The sequence below is a fragment of the Leifsonia shinshuensis genome, from assembly GCF_014217625.1.
Lineage (GTDB): Bacteria > Actinomycetota > Actinomycetes > Actinomycetales > Microbacteriaceae > Leifsonia > Leifsonia shinshuensis_A.
This window is the reverse complement of the sequence record NZ_CP043641.1, coordinates 1,706,234-1,726,994: the sequence shown is the minus strand read 5'-3', so window position 1 is coordinate 1,726,994 and position 20,761 is coordinate 1,706,234. Positions and strand designations below refer to the sequence as shown.

At 70.5% G+C, this 20,761-nt stretch carries 17 protein-coding genes; 14 read left to right on the top strand and 3 right to left on the bottom strand.

Annotated elements, in window-relative coordinates; all coding sequences use genetic code 11:
• Positions 1–53 precede the first annotated feature (53 nt).
• The 11 genes from F1C12_RS08300 (at position 54) to F1C12_RS08250 (ending at position 11,737) form a co-directional block, all read left to right on the top strand.
• Entirely contained in the window at positions 54–1,223 is a 1,170-nt protein-coding gene (locus F1C12_RS08300) for a glycosyltransferase family 4 protein (RefSeq protein ID WP_185278294.1), read from the top strand.
• Positions 1,224–1,295: 72 nt separating this feature from the next.
• Positions 1,296–2,429, top strand: coding sequence for a magnesium and cobalt transport protein CorA (locus tag F1C12_RS08295; protein ID WP_185278293.1), 1,134 nt, complete (start codon positions 1,296–1,298; stop codon positions 2,427–2,429).
• A 206-nt stretch (positions 2,430–2,635) separates the two neighbouring features.
• On the top strand, positions 2,636–3,718 hold the full coding sequence (locus F1C12_RS08290) for a BMP family lipoprotein (RefSeq protein WP_185278292.1): 1,083 nt from the start codon (positions 2,636–2,638) through the stop codon (positions 3,716–3,718).
• 233 nt (positions 3,719–3,951) lie between these two features.
• A complete protein-coding gene (locus F1C12_RS08285) occupies positions 3,952–5,472 on the top strand; it encodes an ABC transporter ATP-binding protein (protein WP_185278291.1) in 1,521 nt (506 codons plus the stop codon).
• Positions 5,469–6,755: an ABC transporter permease gene (locus F1C12_RS08280; protein ID WP_185278290.1), complete on the top strand. Its 1,287-nt coding sequence runs from the start codon at positions 5,469–5,471 to the stop codon at positions 6,753–6,755. Before F1C12_RS08285 ends, F1C12_RS08280 begins: the two co-directional genes overlap by 4 nt.
• Positions 6,752–8,041: an ABC transporter permease gene (locus F1C12_RS08275; protein WP_185278289.1), complete on the top strand. Its 1,290-nt coding sequence runs from the start codon at positions 6,752–6,754 to the stop codon at positions 8,039–8,041. The genes F1C12_RS08280 and F1C12_RS08275 overlap by 4 nt, the downstream gene beginning before the upstream one ends.
• Positions 8,038–8,484: a cytidine deaminase gene (locus tag F1C12_RS08270; RefSeq protein ID WP_185278288.1), complete on the top strand. Its 447-nt coding sequence runs from the start codon at positions 8,038–8,040 to the stop codon at positions 8,482–8,484. The genes F1C12_RS08275 and F1C12_RS08270 overlap by 4 nt, the downstream gene beginning before the upstream one ends.
• A 40-nt stretch (positions 8,485–8,524) precedes the next feature.
• Positions 8,525–9,829 (top strand): thymidine phosphorylase, encoded by a 1,305-nt coding sequence (locus F1C12_RS08265; RefSeq protein WP_185278287.1) that lies wholly within the window; start codon positions 8,525–8,527, stop codon positions 9,827–9,829.
• A 14-nt stretch (positions 9,830–9,843) separates the two neighbouring features.
• Positions 9,844–10,965: an adenosine deaminase gene (locus F1C12_RS08260; RefSeq protein ID WP_185278286.1), complete on the top strand. Its 1,122-nt coding sequence runs from the start codon at positions 9,844–9,846 to the stop codon at positions 10,963–10,965.
• Between the two features lie 24 nt (positions 10,966–10,989).
• The gene (locus F1C12_RS08255) at positions 10,990–11,451 is read left to right on the top strand and encodes a PTS sugar transporter subunit IIA (RefSeq protein WP_185278285.1); all 462 of its coding nucleotides are present in this window, start codon (positions 10,990–10,992) and stop codon (positions 11,449–11,451) included.
• Positions 11,452–11,464: 13 nt separating this feature from the next.
• Complete coding sequence (locus F1C12_RS08250) at positions 11,465–11,737, top strand: PTS sugar transporter subunit IIB (RefSeq protein ID WP_185278284.1); 273 nt, start codon at positions 11,465–11,467, stop codon at positions 11,735–11,737.
• Positions 11,738–11,889: 152 nt separating this feature from the next.
• Here F1C12_RS08250 and F1C12_RS08245 read toward each other — a convergent pair whose 3' ends face one another.
• The gene (locus tag F1C12_RS08245; protein ID WP_185278283.1) at positions 11,890–13,605 is read right to left on the bottom strand and encodes a phospho-sugar mutase; all 1,716 of its coding nucleotides are present in this window, start codon (positions 13,603–13,605) and stop codon (positions 11,890–11,892) included.
• The gene (locus F1C12_RS08240) at positions 13,602–14,435 is read right to left on the bottom strand and encodes a purine-nucleoside phosphorylase (protein ID WP_185278282.1); all 834 of its coding nucleotides are present in this window, start codon (positions 14,433–14,435) and stop codon (positions 13,602–13,604) included. Before F1C12_RS08240 ends, F1C12_RS08245 begins: the two co-directional genes overlap by 4 nt.
• 85 nt (positions 14,436–14,520) lie before the next feature.
• Here F1C12_RS08240 and F1C12_RS08235 point away from each other — a divergent pair, with 85 nt between their 5' ends.
• From F1C12_RS08235 to F1C12_RS08225, 3 genes are all read left to right on the top strand, one after another.
• A complete protein-coding gene (locus F1C12_RS08235; protein ID WP_185278281.1) occupies positions 14,521–15,957 on the top strand; it encodes an NAD(P)H-quinone dehydrogenase in 1,437 nt (478 codons plus the stop codon).
• Positions 15,958–15,989: 32 nt separating this feature from the next.
• Complete coding sequence (locus tag F1C12_RS08230; protein ID WP_185278280.1) at positions 15,990–17,867, top strand: cation:proton antiporter domain-containing protein; 1,878 nt, start codon at positions 15,990–15,992, stop codon at positions 17,865–17,867.
• A 193-nt stretch (positions 17,868–18,060) separates the two neighbouring features.
• The gene (locus F1C12_RS08225) at positions 18,061–18,885 is read left to right on the top strand and encodes an AbiEi antitoxin N-terminal domain-containing protein (protein WP_185278279.1); all 825 of its coding nucleotides are present in this window, start codon (positions 18,061–18,063) and stop codon (positions 18,883–18,885) included.
• 83 nt (positions 18,886–18,968) lie between these two features.
• Here F1C12_RS08225 and F1C12_RS08220 read toward each other — a convergent pair whose 3' ends face one another.
• A complete protein-coding gene (locus F1C12_RS08220; protein WP_185278278.1) occupies positions 18,969–20,732 on the bottom strand; it encodes an acetyl/propionyl/methylcrotonyl-CoA carboxylase subunit alpha in 1,764 nt (587 codons plus the stop codon).
• Positions 20,733–20,761 lie beyond the last annotated feature (29 nt).

The window sequence follows — 20,761 nt, the reverse complement described above, 5'->3', positions numbered from 1 at the left end:
TCTGGACACCTTCCGTTCACGGTCGGGACATTCCCGGCCGCGACACTGTGGTCATGCGGGTCGCCGTCGTCAGCGAGAGCTTCCTCCCCACAGTGAACGGGGTGACCACCAGCGTCCTCCGGGTGCTCGATCATCTGGCCGCGGAGGGGCACGAGGCCATCGTGATCTGTCCGGAGGCCGGGGCGCCGGACGAGTATGCGGGCTACCGCATCCACCAGGTGCCGTCCATCGCGTACCGGCAGTTCCCGGTCGGGCTGCCGAGCCCGCAGGTGCAGCGGATCCTCGCCAAGTTCGAGCCGGACGTGCTGCACGCCGCCTCTCCCTTCTTCCTCGGCGCGCAGGCCATCGCCGCCGCCAACCGGGTCGGCGTGCCCTCCGTCGCCATCTACCAGACCGATGTCGCCGGGTTCGCGCGCCGCAACGGGCTCGGGATGACCGCCGCCATCGCCTGGAAGTACGTCCGCTGGGTGCACGAGGGCGCCGACGTCACGCTGGTGCCGTCCTCGGCCAGCGAGTACGACCTCCGGGAGGCCGGCGTGCGGCGCCTGGCCCGCTGGGGTCGCGGCGTGGACCTGGAGCGCTACCACCCCAACAACCGCCGCACTCCGGAGGCCGTCGCCCTCCGCGAGCGGCTCTCGCCCGACGGCGAGGTCGTCGTCGGCTACGTCGGGCGGATCGCCCCCGAGAAGCAGGTCGAGCGGCTGCGCGTGCTGCGCGGGCTGCCCGGGGTCTCGGTCGCCGTCGTCGGGGACGGGCCGGCGCGGGAGGCCGTCGAGCGGCAGCTGCACGGCGTCCCGACCACCTGGCTCGGCCGGCTCGGGGGAGCCGACCTCGCCGCCGCCTACGCGGCGTTCGACGTGTTCGTGCACACCGGTTCCGAGGAGACGTTCGGTCAGACCGTCCAGGAGGCGCACGCCTCCGGCCTCCCGGTGGTCGCGCCGCGCGCCGGCGGCCCGATCGATCTGGTCGAGCACGGCGTGGACGGGCTTCTCTTCCCTCCGGCCGACGACCGCGGCCTGCGCGCCGCCGTCTCGATGCTCGCCACCGACGCCCCGCTGCGGCTGCGGATGGGGGAGGCCGGCCGCCGCCGCGTGCTCGGCCGCGGCTGGGACGTGCTCTGCTCCGAACTCGTCGGCCACTACGAGAAGGTCATCCTCGACGCCTGCACGGACGTCCGCCGCGGCGGGGCCCAGCGCACCGGCGGCCTGCGCGCGTACAGTTAGGTGGCGCTGCCGCCCGGGATCCGGGCGCTGCACGGGCCACCTCACGTATCCGCACGCACCAGGAGGTGAACCATGGCGAACCTGAACCGACGCGGCATTCCGATGCCCTTCGTGTCCCGAGCCCGGCGGGTCGATCCTCCCAGTTCGCCTGCGCCCGTCCTGACCGAGCCGCAGCGCTCGTCGCGGTCCAGCATGGTGGACAGCGCCATCTACGCCGACGGCGTCCGCGTCGCCTCGCCGCGCACCCTGGCCGAGACCTACCGCGCGCTGGACGACACCCCCGGCGGCGTCGCCTGGATCGGCCTCTACCGGCCGACGGAGCAGGAGCTGATGTCGCTGGCGTCGGAGTTCAGCCTCCACCCGCTGGCGGTCGAGGACGCGATCGTCGCCCACCAGCGGCCCAAGCTGGAGCGCTACGACTCGGTGCTGTTCGTGGTGCTGAAGGCGGCGAACTACCTGGACGCGCCGGAGGAGGTCGACTTCGGCGAGCTGCACCTCTTCGTCGGCCCGAACTTCGTCATCACGGTGCGCCACAGCGAGTCGCCCGACCTGTCGACGGTGCGGCACAGGATGGAGCGCGAGCGCGACCTCCTCGCGCTCGGCCCGCAGGCCATCCTCTACGCGATCATCGACGCGGTCGTGGACGCCTACAGCCCGGTCGTCGCGGGACTCGCGAACGACATCGACGAGATCGAGACGCAGGTGTTCGGCGGCGACGCGCTGGTCTCCCGGCGCATCTACGAGCTGTCGCGGGAGGTCATCGACTTCCAGCGGGCCACGCACCCGCTCTCCTCGGTCATGGTCGCCCTGGAACGCGGCTCGGCGAAGTACGGCGTGACCGAGGAGTTGGAACGGCGCCTGCGCGACGTTGCGGACCACCTCACGCAGGTGAACGAGCGGGTGGACGGATTCCGCTACCTGCTGCGCGACATCCTGACGGTGAACTCGACCCTCGTGGCCGAACGCCAGAACGAGGAGATGACGCGGCTCGCGCACTCCACGCACCGGCAGGGCGAGGAGGTCAAGAAGATCTCCTCGTGGGCGGCCATCCTCTTCGCGCCGACGCTGATCGCGGGCATCTACGGGATGAACTTCCACAACATGCCGGAGCTGGCATGGCCGCTGGGCTACCCGCTGGCGGTGCTCGCGATGGTGGGGCTGAGCACGCTGCTGTACGTGGTGTTCAAGAAGCGCGGGTGGATGTAGCGGGCGGTCTGCACCCTTAAGAGGCACGCGGGCGCGCGCAGTGGAAGGCAGCTGCTCAAATGAGCAGTCGCCAACCGCGCGCGCGTTTGTAACGCTTGCATGAAGAACCCGAATTTTCGATCAGAGCCGTTCGTCACATTCGGTAACGTGCAATGCATACAGTGGCCGTCCGGCACCCGAGGCGGCCTGCATCTTGGAGGACAACCTTGACAATCACAGCTCGTAAGGCCGGCCTCGTCGGCCTTGCGGTGACCGGCGTCGTCGCGCTGCTCGCCGCGTGCTCGGCCGCCCCGTCGTCGACCTCGACGACCGGCGCCGCCAACAGCAAATTCCTGCCCTGCATGGTCTCCGACTCGGGCGGTTTCGACGACCACTCGTTCAACCAGCTCGGCTACGAGGGCCTCCAGCAGGCCGCCGGAACCCTCGGGGTCAAGTACAACAAGGCCGAGTCGAAGAGCGAGAACGACTTCGCTCCGAACATCCAGAGCATGGTCGACGCCAACTGCAACCTCGTCGTGACCGTCGGCTTCCTGCTCGCCGACGCCACCAAGAAGGCCGCTGCGGCGAACCCCGACGTCTCGTTCGCCATCATCGACGACAGCTCGATCACCGCGAAGAACGTCAAGCCGATCATCTTCGACACCGCGCAGGCCGCCTTCCTGGCCGGCTACGCCGCGGCGAGCTACACGAAGACCGGCATCGTCGGCACCTTCGGAGGCATGCAGATCCCGACCGTCACCATCTTCATGGACGGCTACGCGGACGGCGTGAAGTACTACAACCAGCAGAAGGGCAAGTCGGTCAAGGTCGTCGGCTGGGACGTCGACAAGCAGAACGGCTCCTTCACCGGTGGCTTCGACGCCAACGAGACCGCGAAGAACACCGCTCAGGGCGTCATCGACCAGAACGCGGACGTCATCATGCCCGTCGGCGGCCCGATCTACCAGTCGGCCGCGCAGGCCATCCGCGACTCGGGCAAGCCGATCGCGATGATCGGCGTCGACGCCGACGTCTACCAGTCCGACCCGACCGTGAAGGACCTGCTCCTCACCTCGGTCATGAAGGGCATGAAGCCGGCCACCAACGACGTGGTCACCCAGGCCGCCAAGGGCAAGTTCGACAGCACGCCGTACGTCGGCACGCTGAAGAACGACGGCGTCGGCATCGCTCCGTTCCACGACTTCGCCTCGAAGGTGGACAAGGGCCTGCAGGGCGAACTCGACAAGATCAAGGCCGGCATCATCGACGGCTCGATCAAGGTCACCTCGCCGTCGTCGCCGAAGCAGTAATCGGCGCGACGAACACTCGACGGGGAGGTCAGCGCACGCTGGCCTCCCCGTCGCACGTCCACCCGCACGCTCGCCCCGGCACCTTGTCGAAGGTGCTCGTTTGAGCACACACTGACATATGTGCAGAAAGGTAGGGTGATGATGCGCATCGAGGCCACCAGCGCTATTCGCGTGCCATCACCCTCACTAGGCTCTGTGCTCACCCCGGGCGAGTAGAGAAGGAACCCACCCGAATGAAGCTCGAACTTCGCGGCATCACCAAACGGTTCGGTGCCCTGGTCGCCAACGACCACATCGATCTGACCGTCGAACCCGGCGAGATCCACTGTCTGCTCGGCGAGAACGGCGCAGGCAAATCCACCCTGATGAACGTGCTGTACGGCCTGTATCAGGCCGACGAGGGCGAGATCCTGCTCGACGACGTCGTCCAGCACTTCTCCGGCCCCGGCGACGCCATGAAGGCCGGCATCGGCATGGTCCACCAGCACTTCATGCTCATCCCCGTCTTCACCGTCGCGGAGAACGTCATGCTCGGCCACGAGCAGACCAAGCTCGGCGGCCGCCTCGACCTGAACGCGGCCCGCGCGAAGGTGCGCGAGATCTCCGCCCGCTTCGGCTTCCACGTCGACCCGGACGCGCTCGTTGAGGACCTCCCGGTCGGCGTCCAGCAGCGCGTCGAGATCATCAAGGCGCTGTCGCAGAACGCGAAGGTCCTGGTCTTCGACGAGCCGACCGCGGTGCTGACCCCCCAAGAGACCGACGAGCTCATGGCGATCATGCGCCAGCTCAAGGAGCAGGGCACAGCCATCGTCTTCATCACCCACAAGCTCCGCGAGGTGCGAGAGGTGGCCGACCGCATCACGGTCATCCGCCTCGGCAAGGTGGTCGGCGAGACCGAGCCCACCGCCACCAACGCGGAGATGGCCTCCATGATGGTCGGCCGCGCGGTGTCCCTGACGGTCGAGAAGGAGGCCGCGAACCCTGGCGCGCCCGCGCTCGTGGTCGAGGACCTCTCGGTGATCGATCCGATCGGGCAGCTCGTCGTCAACAAGGTGAGCTTCGAGGTCCGCGCCGGCGAGATCCTCGCGATCGCCGGCGTGCAGGGCAACGGCCAGACCGAGCTGACCGAGGCGATCCTCGGCCTGCAGCCGCGCGTGGAGGGCAGGATCCTGCTCGACGGCGCCGAGATCCAGGGCCACAGCCCGCGCAAGGTGCTCGACGCCGGCGTCGGCTTCGTGCCCGAGGACCGCAACGAGGACGGGCTGGTCGGCGAGTTCAGCATCCAGGAGAACCTGATGCTCGACCGCTCGACGGGCGCGCCGTTCGTCAAGGGCGGCAGCATCCAGTTCTCCTACCTCAAGCAGTTCGCCGAGGAGAAGGTGTCGGAGTTCGACGTCCGCACCCAGTCGATCGACCAGAAGGTCGGCCGGCTCTCCGGCGGCAACGCGCAGAAGGTCGTGCTCGCCCGCGAGCTGAGCCGCGAGCTGCGGCTGTTCGTCGCCGCGCAGCCGACCCGCGGCCTCGACGTCGGATCGATCGAGTTCGTCCACAAGCGCATCGTCGCGACCCGCGACGCGGGCGTGCCCGTGATCGTGGTGTCCACCGAGCTCGACGAGGTGGCGGCGCTCGCCGACCGCATCGCCGTGATGTACCGCGGGGGGATCGTAGGAATCGTGCCGGGGGACACGTCGCGTGACGTCCTCGGCCTCATGATGGCCGGCGAGTCGCCGGAGCAGGCAGGAGCAGCAGCATGACCGCCCCCACGCCCAGCCAGTCGGCGGCGCCGGCCGCGCCCGCGCCGCAGGGACAGCCGACGGCCAAGCCGGAGAACGACGACCGCTGGAACAAGGCGATCCGCGACATCATGGGCGGCCCAGTGGTCATCTCCATCCTCGCCGTCGTGCTCGCGCTCATCGTCGGAGGCATCCTGATCGCGCTCACCGACCCCGGTGTGCAGAAGGCGTCGGCGTACTTCTTCGCACGCCCCGGCGACACGTTCTCCGCCATCTGGACGTCCGTGTCCAGCGCGTACACCTCGATGTTCCAGGGCGCGATCTACAACTTCGGGCGGCCGACCTTCGCCGCAGGGATCCGCCCGCTGACCGAGACGCTGACGTTCGCCACCCCACTGATCGTCGCGGGCCTCGGCGTCGCGCTGGCGTTCCGCGTCGGCCTCTTCAACATCGGCGGTCAGGGCCAGCTCCTGATCGGCGCGGCGGCCGCCGCGTGGGTCGGCTTCTCGTTCGACCTGCCGCCGGTCATCCACCTGGTCGTCGCCATCCTCGCCGGCATCGCGGGCGCCGCGATCTGGGCGGGCATCGTCGGCCTCCTCAAGGCGAGGACGGGCGCGCACGAGGTGATCGTGACGATCATGCTCAACTACATCGCGTTCTACCTCATCTCCTACATGCTGCGCACGAAGGGTCTGCTCCAGGCGCCTGGATCGAACAACCCGAAGGCGCCGCCGATCCACGCGAACGCCGTGCTGCCCCCGCTTCTCGGGGTGCAGTACAACCTGACCTGGGCGTTCGTCCTCGTCATCGCGGCGACGGTGTTCGTCTGGTGGCTGATCAACCGCTCGAGCCTCGGCTTCCGCTTCCGCGCGGTGGGCGAGAACCCGAACGCCGCACGCGTCGCGGGCATCAACGTGAAGAACATCTACGTGTACGCCATGCTCCTCGCCGGAGCGCTCGTGGGCGTCGCGGGCGCGAGCCAGGCGCTCGGCGTGTTCCCGGCCGGCATCAGCTCGGGCGTGGACGCCGGCATCGGCTTCGACGCGATCACGGTCGCGCTGCTCGGCCGGTCCCGGCCGTGGGGCGTCTTCGTCGCCGGCCTGCTGTTCGGCGCTCTGAAGGCGGGCGGCTACACGATCCAGGCCGGTGGCATCCCGATCGACATCGTGCTGATCATGCAGTCCCTCATCGTGCTCTTCGTCGCCGCCCCGCCGCTGGTGCGCGCGATCTTCCGCCTGCCGACGCCGGGGAGCGCGCCCCGGAGACAGCGTCCCATCGTCACGAAGGAGGTGGCGGCCAAGTGAGCACCGCAGCCCCCGTCATTCCCGACTCCTCGCCCATCGTCCTCGAGAAGGCCGAGGTCCGCTCCTGGAAGGCGCCGATCGCCCTCGCGGTCTTCGTCGTCATCAGCATCGTGCTGTTCTTCGGCTTCGCCCGGCACGGCCAGAGCACCTTCCGGTTCTCCGAGTCCTCCGACGCGATCAAGCTGCCGAACCTGACCGTCGACACGTTCACGACCACGACCGTCGTGACGATCCTGCTCCTGCTGATCACCGCGTACAGCGCCTGGCTGTCGTGGAAGGTGCGCAAGACGCCGATCTGGCTGGTCATCGTCTTCGCGCTGCTTTTCATGTTCGCGTTCCTCGCGTGGGCGGGCTCGGGCCAGCTCCCCGTGCCGGTCACCGGCCTCCTTCTCGGGACGATCAGTCTCTCGGTCCCGCTCGTGTTCGGCGCTCTCGGCGGCGTCATCTCGGAGCGTGGCGGCGTGGTGAACGTCGCCATCGAGGGTCAGCTCCTGGCCGGCGCGTTCGTCTCGGCCATGACCGCGACGATCACCGGCAGCTGGCTGGTCGGCCTGTTCGCCGCGATGGTCGCCGGCGTGCTCGTGTCCTTCGTGCTCGCGGCCTTCTCGATCAAGTACCTGGTGGACCAGGTGATCGTGGGTGTCGTCCTCAACGTGCTGGTCACCGGCCTCACGAGCTTCCTGTACTCGGCGGTCCTCGCCGGCGACCCGCAGGTGCTCAACCACCCGCCGCGGCTCCCGGACTGGCCGATCCCGATCCTCAGCGACATCCCGATCATCGGCAAGGTCCTGTTCGACCAGACGATCATCGAGTACCTGATGTACATCGCGATCTTCCTGGTGTGGTTCGGGCTGTTCAAGACCCGCTGGGGCCTGCGCCTGCGCTCGGTCGGCGAGCACCCGGAGGCCGCGGACACCGTGGGCATCAACGTCAACGGCACCCGGTTCTGGAACGTCTCGCTCGCGGGAGCGGTCGCCGGACTCGGTGGCGCGTACTTCACGCTCGGCTCGGTCGGCGCGTTCTCCAAGGAGATGACCGCAGGACAGGGCTTCATCGCCCTCGCGGCCGTCATCTTCGGTCGCTGGGACCCGATCCGCGCGACCCTCGCGGCCCTCCTGTTCGGCTTCGCGACGAACCTGCAGAACGTGCTCGGCATCATCGGCTCGCCGGTCCCGAGCGAGTTCATGCTGATGCTGCCCTACGTGGTGACGATCTTCGCGGTCGCCGGCCTCGTCGGTGTGTCCCGCGCCCCGGCCGCGGACGGCAAGCCGTACATCAAGTCATGACCGCGCCCATCGACTGGCCCGCGTTGCGCGCGGCCGCGAACGAGGCGATGACGCACGCCTACGTGCCGTACTCGCAATTCCCGGTCGGCGCCGCGGCGCTGGTGGACGACGGCCGCGTCGTCAGCGGCTGCAACGTCGAGAACGCCAGCTACGGCGTCACCCTGTGCGCGGAGTGCGGCCTCGTGTCGTCGCTCGCGATGACCGGGGGAGGGCGCCTCGTCGCGTTCACCTGCGTGAACGGCGACGGCGCCACGCTGATGCCGTGCGGCCGCTGCCGGCAGCTGCTGTACGAGCACTCGGCCGAGGGGATGCTGCTGGAGACGGTCTCCGGCATCCGCACGATCGACGAGGTGCTGCCCGACGCGTTCGGGCCGCGCCAGCTCGCCGCCTACGCGGAGGAGCACGGGGCGGCGGAGTACGACGAACACCACACGACCGACTGACACCGACACCGACACCGACGACTAAGAGGGTTACATCTTCGTGAGCACCGCAGCAGCGGTCGAGGCGTTCGACGCCGTCGACCTGATCAGGACCAAGCGCGACCATGGCGAGCTGACCACGGCGGAGATCGACTGGCTGGTGGACGCGTACACGCGCGGCTACGTCGGCGACGAGCAGATGTCGGCGATGACCATGGCGATCTTCTTGAACGGGATGACTCGTCGCGAGATCCGGGACCTCACCCTCGCCATGATCGCGTCGGGCGAGCGGATGGACTTCTCCGGCCTCGGCAAGCCGACCGCCGACAAGCACTCCACCGGCGGCGTCGGCGACAAGATCACCCTCCCGCTGATGCCCCTGGTCGCGTCGTTCGGCGTCGCGGTGCCGCAGCTCTCGGGCCGCGGCCTCGGCCACACCGGCGGCACGCTCGACAAGCTGGAGAGCATCCCGGGCTGGCGCGCGAACCTCAGCAACGAGGAGATGATTGCCCAGCTGCGCGGTCCGGGCGGCGTGATCTGCGCCGCAGGCTCCGGGCTCGCGCCCGCGGACGGCAAGCTGTACGCGCTGCGCGACATCACGGGGACGGTGGAGGCCATCCCGCTGATCGCGTCCTCCATCATGTCCAAGAAGATCGCGGAGGGCACGAGCGCCCTGGTGCTCGACGTGAAGTTCGGCTCCGGCGCGTTCCTCAAGGACATCGACAAGTCGCGTGAGCTCGCCCGCACGATGGTGGAGCTCGGCAAGGACGCCGGCGTCGCGACCTCCGCCCTCCTCACCGACATGAACGTGCCGCTCGGCCTCGCCATCGGCAACGCCAACGAGGTCCGCGAGTCCGTCGAGGTCCTCGCCGGCGGCGGCCCGGCCGACATCGTCGAGCTGACCGTCGCGCTCGCCCGCGAGATGCTGACGCTCGCCGGACAGCCGGACGCCGACGTGGAGGCCGCGCTGAAGGACGGCCGCGCCATGGACAAGTGGCGCGAGACCGTGCGCGCGCAGGGCGGCGACCCGGACGCGGCGCTGCCGGTCGCCCGCGAGACGCACACCGTCGTCGCGGAGTCGGACGGAGTGCTCGTGGAGCAGCAGGCCCTGCCCTTCGGCATCGCGGCCTGGCGGCTCGGAGCGGGCCGCGCCCGCAAGCAGGACCCGGTGCAGCACGCCGCCGGCGTCGACCTGCACGCCAAGCCGGGCGACGAGGTGCGCGCGGGCCAGCCGCTGTTCACCCTGTCCGCGGACGAGCCCGCGCGGTTCGAGCGGGCCCTGGAGGCGCTGGAGGGCGCGTACCGGATCGCGCCGGTCGGCACCCCGTTCACGCGGACCCCCCTCGTCGCCGAGCGCATCGGCTAGATAGATTGAGACCCATGACCTCGAACGAGAACAGCACCTACACGCTCGCCGACGGGACCGACCTCCGGGCGCTGCCCAAGGTCTCCCTGCACGACCACCTGGACGGCGGCCTGCGCCCCGCCACGGTGCTGGAGCTCGCGGACGGCATCGGCCTCCAGCTCCCGGCCGACGACCCGGAGGCGCTCGGCGCCTGGTTCGCCGAGAAGTCCAACTCGGGCTCGCTGGTCGAGTATCTCAAGACCTTCGACATCACCACCGCCGTCATGCAGACCCGTGAGGGCCTCGGCCGGGTCGCGCGCGAGTTCGTCCAGGACCTCGGCGCCGACGGTGTCGTGTACGGCGAGATCCGCTGGGCGCCCGAGCAGCACCTCAGCCGCGGCCTGACCCTGGACGAGACCGTGGAGGCGGTGCAGGAGGGCGTCGAGCAGGGCATCGAGGACGTGCGCGCCGCCGGCGGCCGCATCCGCGTGGGCCAGCTGGTGAGCGCCATGCGCCACACCGACCGCAGCCTGGAGATCGCCGAGCTCGCCGTGCGCCACCGCGACCGCGGGGCCGTCGGGTTCGACATCGCCGGGCCGGAGGCGGGCTTCCCGCCCTCGAACCACCGGGCGGCGTTCGACTACCTCGCCGCGCAGTTCTTCCCGGCCACCGTGCACGCGGGCGAGGCCGACGGCCTGGACAGCATCCGCAGCGCCCTCCTCGACGGCCGTGCGCTGCGTCTCGGCCACGGCGTGCGCCTCGCGGAGGACATCACGATCGAGCGCCAGGACGACGAGAACACCTACGTGACGCTCGGCACGCTGTCGCAGTGGGTCAAGGACCGCGAGATCGCGCTGGAGACCAGCCCGACCTCCAACCTGCAGACCGGCGCGATCGCGGCCTGGGGCGACGACATCCTCGACCACCCGTTCGACCTGATGTACCAGCTCGGCTTCCGCGTCACGGTCAACACCGACAACCGGCTGATGAGCGGCACGACGCTGACGCGCGAGCTCAGCATCCTCGCCGACGCGTTCTCCTACGACCGCACCGACCTGGAGATCTTCCAGCTCAACGCCGCGGCCGGGGCCTTCCTCCCGGTCGAGCAGCGTGAGGAACTGGCCGAGATCATCACAGCAGGTTTCGAGGGTTCGTGACCCGCTAACGCGTACGCTGGACCCATGCCGCTGCCACCGTTGCCCGACACCGCTGTGACCGTCGGAGCCCACGCCTCCGACTGGCGCGACGCGGTCGGCCTCGCGGGGGAGGCGCTGGCCCGCTCCGGTGCGACGGAGGAGTCGTACAGCGCGCGGATGGTCCAGGTGATCGAGGAGTTCGGCGCCTACATCGTGATCGCGCCGGGCCTCGCGCTGGCGCACGCGCGGCCGGGGCCCGACGTGAACCACGACGGGCTGTCGGTGGTGACGCTGGACGACCCCGTGGTGTTCGGCCACCCGCACAACGATCCGGTCTCCGTGGTGATCGGCCTGGCCGTGACGTCGCCGGAGGCGCACGTCACGAGCGTCGCCGAGCTGGCCAACGTCTTCAACCACCCCGAGTCGATCCCGGCGCTGGCCGCCGCGGGCGACGTCGCGGAGGTGCAGCGCATCCTCACGCTGAGCGAAGAGGAAGCGGCACGTTGAAGGGGACCACGCTGTGAAGATCGTCGCGATCTGCGGTGCCGGGATCGGGACCTCCGGCATCCTCAAGGTGAACGCCGAGCGCGTGCTCGACCGGCTCGGGCTCGACGCGGACGTGACCGCGGCGGATGTCGCGAGCGTGGGATCCGCCTCCAGCGACGCGCAGATCATCCTCACGTCGCCCGAGCTGGTCGACCGGCTCGGGCCGACCAACGCGGACGTGATCGTGGTGCAGAACTACTTCGACCTGGACGAGCTGGAGCAGAAGCTCGACGAGGCCCTGGGCTGAGCCCGCGTCGATATTCGTCACGAATGTCGACTCTCGCCAAGCCAAAAGCGACATTCGTGACGAATGTGTGTGCGCGACGACGCGGCGACATTCGTCACGAATGTCGACTCTCGCGCGGCGAAAGGCGACATTCGTGACGAATGTGCGGGCGGTTACGCCGTGAGCGCCCGCATCGCGTCCGCGAGGGCGGCGACGCGCGCGGTCGCGGTGGCGCGGCGCGCGGCCACGTCGCCCTCGTCGCTCGACGCGTCGATGTAGATCTTCAGCTTCGGCTCGGTGCCGGACGGGCGGACCATGACGCGCGAGCCGTCCGCGAGGACGATGCGCAGCACGTCGCTCGGCGGCAGCGCGCCGAAGCCGTCGCGGAGGTCGTCGATGTGATCGACGGCGACCGCGCCCAGGCTGCTCGGCGGGGTGGCGCGCAGCGCGGCCATGATCTCGTCGATGCGGGACAGGTCGGTGACCCGGAGCGAGATCTGGTCGCTGGCGAAGTAGCCGAAACGCTCCGCGAACGCGTCCAGGTGGTCGGCGATCGTGCGGCCGGAGGCGGCGAGCTCGTTCGCGAGGTCGAGGAACGCCGTGGCGGCCGAGATGCCGTCCTTGTCCCGGATCGTCTGCGGGTTGACGAGGTAGCCCAGCGCCTCCTCGAAGCCGTAGATCAGCCCGGGCGCGCGGGAGACCCACTTGAACCCGGTGAGCGTGTCGGCGAAGTCGAGGTGGTAGGCCGCCGCGACGGCCGCGAGGGCCGGTGACGACACGATCGAGCAGGCGAGTGCGCCGAAGGCGGCGCCCGCCGTCGAGTTCCGCTCGGCGAGCTCGGCGGCACGCCAGCCGAGCAGCGCGCCGACTTCGTTGCCGCTGAGGCGGCGGAAGCCGTCGGCGGAGTCGTCCGGGATGGCCACGGCCAGCCGGTCGGCGTCCGGGTCGTTCGCGATGACGAGGTCCACCCCCGCGGCGCGGCCGGTCGCGAACGACAGGTCCATCGCTCCCGGCTCCTCCGGATTCGGGAACGACACCGTCGGGAAGGCCGGATCGGGGTCGCGCTGCTCGGCCACCACGACGGGCGTGCTGAACCCGGCGCGCTCGAACACCGCCTCTGCCGTGCGCCAGCCGACGCCGTGCATCGCCGTGTATGCGAAGGTGACCGCATCCCGCGGCGCGGCCGTGGTCGCGACGGCGGCGGTGGCCTCGATGTAGGCGGCCTCCACGTCGCCCGACGCGATCTCGAACTGCTCGGAGCGCGGGAGGTCGCCGATGTCGCCGCGGGCGACCTCCAGGATGTGCGCCTCGATCTCCGCGTCCGTCGGCGAGACGATCTGCGAGCCGTGGTTCTCGCCGCCCAGGTAGACCTTGTAGCCGTTGTCCTGCGGCGGGTTGTGGCTCGCCGTGACCATGACGCCAGCGCTCACGTCGAGGTGCCGGACGGCGAACGCGAGCACCGGGGTCGGCAGCAGCCGGGGGAGCAGGATCGCCCGCACCCCGGCGCCGGCCATCAGCTCGGCGGTGTCGCGGGCGAAGACGTCGGAGTTCTTGCGGCCGTCGTAGCCGATGACGACCGACGGCTTCCCGCCCTCGGCGTGCTCCACCAGCCAGCGCGCGAAACCGGCGGCGGCCTGGGAGACCAGGACGCGGTTCATCCGGTTCGGGCCGGCCTCGATCCGACCGCGGAGGCCGGCGGTGCCGAACTCGAGGCGGGCGTCGAAGCGCGAGTGGAGGTCGTCGACGGCCTCCGCGGAGCCCGCCTCCGCTGCCACGATCAGCGAGTCCAGCTCTTCGCGGGTCTCCGGATCGGGGTCCTGCGCCAGCCAGGCGCGTGCCTGTTCGAGGAGTCGGGGAGTGTCTGCTGCGTTTCCGTCTGCTGGGGTCACAGGGCCTCCACGATCCGGGCCAGAAGGGCGCTGATCACCGGCTCGGCCTCCCGGCCTGCGTCGATGACCTCCTGGTGGCTGAGCGGGGTCTTCTGGATGCCGGCGGCCAGGTTGGTGACCAGCGACATCCCGAGGATCTCCATGCCGGCCTGGCGGGCGGCGATGGCCTCCAGCGCGGTCGACATGCCCACGATGTGGCCACCGATCGCCTTGGCCATCTGCACCTCGGCCGGCGTCTCGTAGTGCGGTCCGCGGAACTGCGTGTACACGCCCTCGTCGAGGCTCGGGTCGATGGTCTTCGCCAGGTCGCGCAGGCGCTTCGAGTAGAGGTCGGTGAGGTCGATGAATGTCGCGCCCTCCAGCGGGGAGTCCGCCGTCAGGTTGATGTGGTCGCTGATCAGCACGGGGGTGCCGGGCTTCCAGTGCTCCTTGATGCCTCCGGCGCCGTTCGTGAGGACCATCGTGGTCGCCCCCGCGGCCGCTGCGGTGCGGACGCTGTGCACGACCCGGCGGACGCCGTGGCCTTCGTAGTAGTGGGTGCGCGCGCCGATGACGAGCGCGTGCTTGCCGTTCGCGAGCCGGAGCGAGCGCAGGGTGCCGGCGTGGCCCTCCAGCGCCGGCTTGCTGAAGCCGACGACATCGTGGGCCGGGATCACCGCGACGGTCTCGCCGATCAGGTCGGCGGCCTTGCCCCAGCCGCTGCCGAGGGTGAGGGCGATGTCGTGCTTCTCGACGCCGGTCTTCTCGGCGAGCTGCGTGGCCGCCTCCCGGGCGACCTCGAACGGGTCGGTCGCAGGGTCGTCGAGCGGGTTCTGGGTGGTTTCGAGCATGAGCCAACTCTACTGAGCGGCACCCGGCGGTACAGCGTCCGCCCGGATGCGCATCGGTGCACCGGGATACGGAAGAATAAGAGGCATGGCCTATGAATTCGAGCGCAAGCAGCGGATCGCCGTCCTCGGCGGCGGACCGGGCGGTTACGAGGCGGCGCTCGCCGGCGCGCAGCTCGGCGCGGACGTCACGCTCGTGGAGCGCTCCGGAGTCGGCGGCTCCGCCGTCATCACCGACGTGGTCCCCTCCAAGAGCCTCATCGCCACCGCGGAGGCCACCAACTCCATCGCCGAGGCGACCGACCTCGGCGTCCAGTTCTTCTCGCGCGGCGAGAGCGGCAAGCCGGTCCGTCCGGAGATCGCCGTCAACCTCGCCGCCGTCAACAAGCGCCTGATGGGCCTCGCCCGTCAGCAGTCGGAGGACATGCGCGCCGAGCTCGTGCGCGCCGGCGTCCGCATCGTCACCGGCGAGGGCCGGCTCGACGGCGACGGCGCGATCATCGTGTCGACCGGCACGGGCGCCGCCGGCACCGACTTCGACCGGGTGGAGGCCGACACGATCGTGATCGCGGTCGGCGCGAGCCCGCGCATCCTCTCCTCCGCCGTCCCGGACGGCGAGCGCATCCTCACCTGGACCCAGCTCTACGACCTCTCCACCGTGCCGGAGCACCTGATCGTGGTCGGGTCGGGCGTCACCGGCGCCGAGTTCGCGTCCGCGTACACCGCGCTGGGCTCGAAGGTGACGCTGATCTCCTCGCGCGACCAAGTCCTCCCGGGCGAGGACGCCGACGCCGCGCGCGTCATCGAGAACGTGTTCAAGCGCAACGGCATGCAGGTGCTCGCCAAGTCGCGCGCCGAGTCGGTGGTCCGCACCGAGAACGGCGTGGTCGCGACACTCACCGACGGCCGCACCGTGGAGGGCAGCCACTGTCTGATGGCGGTCGGCTCCATCCCGAACACCGCAGGGATCGGCCTGGAGGAGGCCGGCGTGCAGCTGACGCCGTCGGGTCACATCCGGGTCAACCGGGTCGCGCGCACGTCCATCCCGAACATCTACGCGGCAGGCGACTGCTCCGACCTGCTGCCGCTGGCCTCCGTCGCCTCCATGCAGGGGCGCACTGCGGTCTTCCACGCGATGGGCGACGCGGTCAACCCGATCGAACTGCGCAACGTGACCTCGAACATCTTCACCCAGCCGGAGATCGCGACCGTCGGCTGGAACCAGAAGCAGATCGAGGAGGGCATCGCGCAGGGCGACATCTACAAGCTCGCGCTGAAGTCCAACCCGCGCGCCAAGATGCTCGGCATCCGCGACGGCTTCGTGAAGCTGTTCGCGCGCACGGGTTCGGGTACTGTGATCGGCGGCGTGATCGTCGCGCCCCGGGCCTCCGAGCTGATCTTCCCGCTCGCGCTCGCGGTGGAGCACCGGCTGACGGTGGACCAGGTGGCGAGGGCGTTCACGGTGTACCCGTCGCTCTCCGGATCGATCTCGGACGCGGCGCGGGCCATGCACATCGTGCTCTAGACGGGAACGTGCTCTAGACGGGAGGCCACGGGATGGAGGAGGTCCTGGTCGTCGGCGTCCTCGCCGTGCTGACCATCGCGGCCGCCACCGTCTACGGGCAGCGTTTCGGGGTGGCGTCGCCGCTCATCCTCGTCGTGTTCGGCATCCTGGTCTCGTTCCTGCCGTTCGTGCCGGTGCTGGAGGTGCAGCCCGAGTGGATCATCGCGGGCGTGCTGCCCCCGCTGCTCTACTCGGCGTCGGTGTCGATGCCGTCGATGAACTTCCGGCGGGAGTTCGGCGCGATCGGCGGGCTCTCGGTGGTGCTCGTGATCGTGAGCTCTGTGTTGCTCGGGATCTTCTTCGCGTGGGTCATCCCGGGGCTGGGGCTCGCGTGGGGCGTGGCGCTCGGCGCGATCGTCAGCCCGACCGACGCGGTCGCGACCGGGATCGTGAAGCGCGCAGGGGTCTCGCCGCGTGTTGTCGCGATCCTGGAGGGCGAGAGCCTCCTCAACGACGCCACCGCGCTCGTGCTGCTGCGGGCAGCGGTCGCGGCGGCGGCGGTGGCCTCCTTCACGCTCGGCGCGGTGACGCTGTCGTTCCTCTACTCGGTGGTCGTCGCCGTGGTGTTCGGCTGGGTGGTCGGGCGGCTGAACCTGATCGTCCGGGCGCGGGTCAAGGATGCGACGGTCAACACGGTGCTGTCGTTCACGGTGCCGTTCCTGGCCTCCATCCCGGCCGAGGCGCTGGGTGGGTCGGGCCTGGTGGCGGCGGTGGTCGCCGGCCTCATCACCGGCAGCCGCGCGCCGCGGGTGCTGTCGCCGGAGCACCGGCTGTCGGACACGCAGAACTGGCGGACGGTCGAGCTCGTGCTGGAGGGCATGATCTTCCTGACGATGGGCCTGGAGCTGTTCGGCATCGTCCAGAAGGTGCAGAAGGACCACTCCGGTGTGCTGCCGGCGGTCGGCATCGCGGCCGCTGCGCTGTTGCTGACGCTGGTCGTCCGCGCCGCGTTCGTGGCGCCGCTGCTCGCCCTCCTGGCCCGCCGGGGGCGCCGCCGCGAGCGGATGCGGCCGGCGCTGACGAAGCTGCAGGAGCGGCTGGAGGACCCGGAGGCCGCGCGGCGACTGCTGGAGCAGGGGCCGCCTCCGCCGGACGCGGCGCCGGCCCTGCCGGTGGGCGTCGACCTGGCGGAGGACCCGGAGGCGCACGCGGACGTGCTGGCGGCCGACCCAGCCGTCGCGCAGGCGGAGGTGGCGAAGGTCGCGGGGGTCCCGGAGGCCGCAGCCGTGACGCGCGACCGGATCGGGGCGACGCCGTCGGGGTGGCGTGGGCGGCTGATCCGGCGGCAGCGGCAGCGGCAGAGGGCCTGGACGGTGGAGAACATCGCCCGGTTCGGCACGCGGCTGCGGCGGGTGCTGGCGGACATCGACTACTTCACGGGGACGCCTTTGGGTTGGCGCGAGGGCACCATCGTGGTGTGGGCCGGGATGCGCGGGGCTGTCACGGTGGCCGCCGCGCAGAGCCTCCCGTCGGACACGCCGGGCCGGTCGGTGCTCGTGCTGATCGCGTTCCTCGTCGCGGCCGGGTCGCTGCTTCTGCAGGGCGGGACGCTCGGGCTGGCGCTGCGCTGGGTGAAGCCGACGGCCTCCGACCCGCAGGCCGAGAAGGAGGAGCGGTTGCGGCTGCTGGAGTTGTTGCACGAGGCCGGGCAGGCGGTACCGCAGCCGGAGACGACGGAGCGGACCCCGGAGGCCTTCAACCAGCACAAGGCCGCGCGGCTGAAGCGCATCCGCGCCCAGCGCGACGCGCTGCTCGACGCCCGCGACGACGGCACCTTCAGCGCCGACGTGCTCGCCGGCGCCCTCAGCAACCTCGACGCCGACGAAATCAGCATCGACCTCAAAGGCGACCCCACCGAGGCCACCGGCTAGCCCGCCCCCGCCCCTGCTCCCGCCGCCAACCGAGGACTTCCCCCCTCCACCCACTCCGATCTCCTCCGTTGACTGCGATTCCCGGGCGTGTCGTCGCGAATCTCCTCCCCTCCCAACCGACACATTGCGGTGGGTTATCCACAGATCCGGCCACGGAGGCCCGGCGGAGGTGGAGGACTCGCAGGGTGGAGGGATGAACTGGCAGAACATTCGTGTGCGGGGCGGGGCGGTGACCCGGCGGGAGTTGCGGGAGGACGGGGTCAGCGATCGAGCGCTGACGGCGGCCGTCGAGGAGGGGCGCCTCTTGCGACCCCGTCGCGGGGTCTACGCCCTGCCCGAGCTGTCGCGGGAGGCGCAGGCGGCCCTGGCCGCGGGCGGGAGACTGTCGTGCGTGTCTGCCGCGCGGAGCTACGGACTGTGGGGAGGGCAGGACGGGCGGCTGCACCTGAGCGTCCATCCGCATGCCGGGAGGACGGCTGACGACGCCGTGCGCCACTGGGATGCCCAGGGCGTGTACCCCGAGCTGTGGCGGGTCTCGCTGGCGGACTGCCTCCGCTCGGTGGTGGACTGCGCCGACGCGGAGACGGCTATCGCCGTGCTCGATACTGCGATCGCCGCGCGTGCGGTGACAATGGTCGGGCTGCGCGGGGTGTTCGCGCACAGTCCGGCGCACGCGCGGGCGGTCGCCGCCTGCGCCCGGCCCGGATCGGACTCCGGGGTGGAGTCGATCCTCCGCCAGCGCCTCACCGCCCGTGGTCACGTCGTCGAGCAGCAGGTGGCGATGCCTGGAGTGGGGCGCGTCGATGCGAGGGTGGACGGTTGCCTGTTCGTGGAGATCGACGGTTACGCGTTCCACTCCGGCCGGGAGGCGTTCGAACGGGACCGCACACGCGACACCGCGCTCGCGCTCCTCGGCGCGCGACGGCTGCGGATCCCGGCGCGGGACGTTCTCGCGGACGCCGACGGCGTCGTCGCGACGATCGAGGCGGTGTTGGCAACGGAGGAGATCCGCGCGTGAAGGACCTCAAAACGCAGCCAACGGAGGAGATCGGGGCCCGGGGAGGGGGGATCTCCTCCGTTAGCGGAGGTGGGTGGAGGGGGTTAGAGGATGTTGAGGAGGAGGTGGCCGGAGGAGACGGTCTCGCCGACGGTGGCGTTGATGCCGGCGACGGTGCCGTCCTTGTGGGCGGTGAGCGGCTGCTCCATCTTCATGGCCTCCAGGACCAGCACCAGGTCGCCCTTGACGACCTCGTCGCCGTCGGCGACCGCGACCTTCACGACCGTGGCCTGCATGGGCGCGGTGACCGAGTCGCCGGTGGCGGTGTCCACGGCGTGGGCGCCGGAGCGGCGGCGCGGGGCGGGAGCCGCGGCCTCCGCCGGACCGCCGCCGGAGAGCAGGCGGGCTGGCAGCGACACCTCGATGCGCTTGCCCTCGACCTCGACCACGACGTTGCTGCGGCGCTCGGAAGCGCCGCCGTCGCCCAGCTCGCCCGCCCACGGCTCGACGCCGCCGGCCCACTCGGTCTCGATCCAGCGCGTGTAGATCGAGAACGGCTCGCCGTCCTGCGGGGCGAAGGCGGGGTCGCGCACGATCGCGCGGTGGAAGGGCAGAACCGTCGGCAGGCCCGCGACCTCGAACTCGTCCAGGGCGCGGCGGGAGCGCTCCAGGGCCTCGTCGCGGCTGGCGCCGGTCACGATGAGCTTCGCGAGCATCGAGTCGAACGCGCCGGAGATGACGTCGCCCGCCTGGATACCGCTGTCCACGCGGACACCGGGGCCGCCCGGCGCCTTGAACACGTGCACGGGCCCGGGGGAGGGGATGAAGTTGCGGCCGGCGTCCTCGCCGTTGATGCGGAACTCGAAGGAGTGACCGCGAGGAGCCGGGTCGGCGTAGTCGAGTTCACCGCCCTCAGCCAGGCGGAACTGCTCGCGGACGAGGTCGATGCCCGTGACCTCCTCGGAGACCGGGTGCTCGACCTGCAGACGGGTGTTGACCTCCAGGAACGACACGGTGCCGTCCTTCCCGATCAGGAACTCGCAGGTGCCTGCTCCCTGGTAGCCGACCTCCTTGAGGATGGCCTTCGATGCGCTGTAGAGCTTGTCCAGCTGCTCCGGGGTGAGGAACGGCGCCGGCGCCTCCTCGACCAGCTTCTGGTGGCGGCGCTGCAGCGAGCAGTCGCGCGTGGAGACCACGACGACGTTGCCGTAGGCATCCGCGAGGCACTGGGTCTCGACGTGGCGCGGCTGGTCGAGGTACTTCTCGACGAAGCACTCGCCGCGGCCGAAGGCGGCGATCGCCTCGCGGGTGGCGGAGTCGAACAGCTCGGCGACCTCGTCGCGGGTGCGGGCGACCTTGAGGCCGCGGCCGCCGCCGCCGAACGCCGCCTTGATGGCGACCGGGAGGCCGTACTCGTCGACGAAGTCGAGCACCTCGGCCGCGTCGGCGACCGGGTTGAGGGTGCCGGGGGCGAGCGGCGCGCCGACCTTCTCGGCGACGTGGCGGGCGGACACCTTGTCGCCGAGGCGCTCGATGGCCTCCGGCGACGGGCCGATCCAGGTCAGGCCTGCGGCGATGACGGCGCGGGCGAAGTCCGCGTTCTCGGCCAGGAAGCCGTAGCCCGGGTGCACGGCGTCGGCGCCGGAGCGGCGGGCGACCGAGAGGATCTTGTCGATGACCAGGTAGGTCTCCGCGCTGGTCGTGCCCTCGAGGGCATACGCCTCGTCGGCGAGGCGGACGTGCATGGCGTCCCGATCCTGGTCGGCGTAGACGGCGACGGAGGCGATTCCGCTGTCCTTCGCGGCACGGATGACGCGGACGGCGATCTCGCCGCGGTTGGCGATGAGGACCTTCGAGATACGGGGCACAATTCCCTAGCCTATTCCGGGAGCCGGAC